The sequence below is a fragment of the Streptomyces alkaliterrae genome (assembly GCF_007097205.2).
Classification (GTDB): Bacteria; Actinomycetota; Actinomycetes; order Streptomycetales; family Streptomycetaceae; genus Streptomyces; species Streptomyces alkaliterrae.
The window spans coordinates 1-3,138 of the sequence record NZ_VJYK02000450.1 but is presented as its reverse complement, the minus strand read 5'-3'; the positions used below and the strand labels follow the sequence as shown (position 1 = coordinate 3,138).

Genomic DNA, 3,138 nt, shown 5'->3' with positions numbered 1-3,138 from the left:
GGGCGTCGGTGGCGTTGAGGCGTTCGCGGATCTTGGGGAGGGAGAGGTCGGGGGCGAGTTGGGAGCCGGAGAACCAGATGGGTTCGCCTTGGACGTTGGTGTCGCCGTTGAGGGCGATCTTGTAGCCGCGGATGTCGCCGGAGGGGAAGCGTTTGATGTCGATGTGGACGGTGTCGGTGGTGGCGAGGATCGTGAGGAACTCTTCGGTGCTCGTGGCGGCTGCCACGGCGGTCCGGACGGTGGCGCGCAGGCGTTCGCGGGCGGTCTGGTCGTGGCCGGCGCGGCGGGCCTTCTCCTGTTCGGCGCGGCTGGGACGTTTGGCGGCGGTGCGGTCGCCGCGTGCGACCTGGTGGAGGCCGTATTCCTTCTCGATGGCGGCGAGTTCGCGGTCGGCGGTGAGGTAGTCGTTCCAGTGGCGGGCGGTGCGGAGGTCGGGGCGGATTTTGGTGGCGGCGATGTGGATGTGGTCGGGGGCGTGGCGGACGGCTACCCAGCGGCAGCCGTCGGGGTCGTCTGCGGGTGCGATGCCGGTGGCGGCGACGACCCGGCGGGCGATGTCGGCCCACTCGGAGTCGTCGAGGTGGCGGTCGGTGTTGGCGGCGCGGATGGAGCAGTGCCATACGTGGCGTTCGGGCGCGCGGCCGAGGCGGCGGGCTTGCTTGACGTGGAGGTCGGTGTGTTCGTTGGCGCGGCCGGGTCCGTAGAGGTAGCGGATGAGGCCGACGGTGCTCTTGCCGCTGCTGATCTTGGCGATCATCGGGACGCCTGTCCGGTGACGGCGTGGTTGGCGGCTTCGGCGATGTGGCGGATGGCGGTGCTGACCGCGTGGAGGGTGCGTTCGGCGTGGGCGAGGGCGGCGCTGTCCCCACGGTGTGGACAGTCGCCGGTGTTGAGCTTGCGGGCGATCTGGTTGATGCCGTAGTCCTTCAGCAGCTGCTGCAAGCCGCGCGCGGACAGGCCGCCCGTGCGGTACTCGGACCATGGCGCTTCCTCGTCTCCGTTGAGGAAGTCGAGGATGCGGCTTGTGCGCAGGACCGCCGGGTTGCCTTCGGCGGCGAAGGCTCGTCGGATGTCGACGAGGATGCGGATGCGCAGACCGCCTTCCTAGGATTGTTGTTCATCGGGGAGAAGGGCGCCCCTTTTCGGCGCTCGACCTTCGGGCGGCGGTGGCGGCGAGCACGCGCCGAGGTCGGCCTGCCCGAGCGGTTCCGCTTCTACGACCTGCGCCATACGGGCAACACTCTCGCCGCCGACACCGGTGCCAAGCTCAAGGACCTGATGGTCCGTGCCGGGCAGTCGTCCACATGAGCGCAGCTCATCTACCAGCACTCCACCGAGCGCCACCAGCGCAGGATCGCCGATGGCATAGACGCCGAGGTGCGTGGGCGTCGCGCGGATGAGGACGGCCATTTGCCCTGAGGCCGGAGAGGAGTGAGGCACGGGGGTGCGGTCCGGGGAGGACCGTACCCCCGTTCACGCCCACGGGGCTGTTCCACTCAGGCACGATGGGCAGGTGACATACGCGGTGACTGTGGACGTTGGTATCCCGGATGGGACACAGCAGCTCGACGAGCTCCAGCGGGAGGGAGCAGCGTCGTTGCTGGTCAAAGGGCTTGAGTCGGTGTACGCGATCGAGGGGCCGGACGGCGTAGAGGTAGAGATAACCGACTGCTTTGTCGGCACCCACCCCGAGGGCGCTGTGCTCGGCGTCACCGTCGACGCGCTGTCGTGGAGGAGCTGCTCGAGCGCCACGATCCGTTGGCTGAGTGGCGGATCCTCAAGTGCGCTGTCGAGCTGCATCCCGAACTTGCACAACGGAGCCTGGAGGCGGCCAGCGGGCAGGAGGCTCCACCGGCGGACCCGGCCGAGCGGGCACGTCGCCACGCGGAGGCGAGGAAATCCGCCGACCCGCCCCGGCTCGATCCGGAAGAAGTCGAGGAGATGCGGACCAAGCTCCGGTCCCTCGCCCGTGACCTGAAGGCGTTTCCCCTGGAGTGCTTCGGCTACGCGGACGACCCGGAAGAGCGCGTGGTCGCCCGGAAGGACGCGGAGGTGGCAGCAGGGGCCCTGGTGTGGGCCTCGGAGATCCTGGTCGACGAGCTGTTCCGGGACGTGGTGACCCTGTACGAGGATGACGGCGACAGCGTCGCCGAGAGCGACGGGGTCTTCATGGTGCTTGAGGAACTGCCTCCGCAGTTCGCACACCGGTACTCGGCGCTGTTCGCGAAGCGGCTCACGGTGGCAGCCGTCTCGATGATCGCGCGCTTCACCCAGCCGGGCGACGTGCGACTGAGCTGCGTCGCCGAGGAGCTGCTGCTGCGCATTCTCCTCCAGGACGCACTCGTCGTGGCGGACACTCACGGGCTGCTGAGCGACGAGATCCGGACCGCCTGGGAGATCTTCAGCACGGAGGTCTACGAGGACACGGACCATGAGTGGCTCTACGACCCCGCGATGGACGGGATCGACGAGGACCCGAGGCTGGCCCATATGGGCATCGCACCGATGGAGGTGAAGGACTGGTTCTCGCCGTTCGGAGACGGAGGCTACGTCCATCCGTACGCAGTGGGCGCGGCCGGTGGCGACTACCACTGAAGCCGCTCGTCCAGGTGCAGTTCTGGCACGAATCTGGCATGGCTCGCCCGCGGTGTGACGAGGAGACGCGTGAGGACTGCGAACACCCAAAGGGAATGGCAGGACATCCCGTTAGGTCCGGATTCATGCAGGTATGCCGGGCCCGGGAGGCGTGGTGCGGACCACGTGAAATGTGTCTCGCTATTCGGACGCCAGGGGTTCCTGGTGGTCACCTGCGGACAGCTCGCTTCGCCAGGCTTGCTCAGTGGTGTCTATCTGGCGCGGATCTGGCACGCGGGCCCGTGCTTGCCTCAACCAGCAAACAACCCCCGGGTCGTTGACCTGGGGGTTTGTCGTGGAGCGGGTGACGGGAATCGAACCCGCGCTCTGAGCTTGGGAAGCTCATGTTCTACCATTAAACTACACCCGCGAAGATCGGCATGGAGAGCCGAATCGGCGCGTCACACTCTACCTCACCGTCACCCCCGTGTGCACAGACCGTTGGGGTGGTGGTGTCTGTTCTGGTGTGTGGTGGGCGGTTTCAGGGGGTGTGTCGGGTGGACT

The 3,138-nt window shown here is 67.6% G+C and carries 4 protein-coding genes, 1 tRNA gene and 1 pseudogene; 3 read left to right on the top strand and 3 right to left on the bottom strand.

Going from position 1 to position 3,138, the window contains the following annotated elements:
- Together FNX44_RS25430 and FNX44_RS30030 are read right to left on the bottom strand one after the other, a co-directional pair.
- On the bottom strand, positions 1 to 757 hold a 757-nt coding region (locus FNX44_RS25430), incomplete at its 3' end, for a relaxase/mobilization nuclease domain-containing protein (RefSeq protein ID WP_153507729.1).
- Positions 754 to 1,071 carry a DUF3631 domain-containing protein gene (locus tag FNX44_RS30030; RefSeq protein WP_438948043.1) on the bottom strand — a complete coding sequence of 106 codons (318 nt, stop codon included), beginning with the start codon at positions 1,069 to 1,071 and terminating at the stop codon, positions 754 to 756. The genes FNX44_RS30030 and FNX44_RS25430, both read right to left, overlap by 4 nt.
- 36 nt (positions 1,072 to 1,107) lie before the next feature.
- Here FNX44_RS30030 and FNX44_RS29260 point away from each other — a divergent pair.
- From FNX44_RS29260 to FNX44_RS28640, 3 genes and pseudogenes are all read left to right on the top strand, one after another.
- Positions 1,108 to 1,419 (top strand): annotated as a pseudogene (locus FNX44_RS29260) (tyrosine-type recombinase/integrase); the annotation flags it as partial.
- Between the two features lie 94 nt (positions 1,420 to 1,513).
- Positions 1,514 to 1,978: a hypothetical protein gene (locus FNX44_RS28645; protein ID WP_185285869.1), complete on the top strand. Its 465-nt coding sequence runs from the start codon at positions 1,514 to 1,516 to the stop codon at positions 1,976 to 1,978.
- Positions 1,942 to 2,595, top strand: a complete 654-nt coding sequence (locus FNX44_RS28640; RefSeq protein ID WP_185285870.1) for a hypothetical protein — start codon at positions 1,942 to 1,944, stop codon at positions 2,593 to 2,595. Before FNX44_RS28645 ends, FNX44_RS28640 begins: the two co-directional genes overlap by 37 nt.
- Before the next feature lie 335 nt (positions 2,596 to 2,930).
- Here the strand turns inward: FNX44_RS28640 and FNX44_RS25410 are convergent.
- A tRNA-Gly gene (locus tag FNX44_RS25410) sits at positions 2,931 to 3,004 on the bottom strand.
- Positions 3,005 to 3,138: the final 134 nt, after the last annotated feature.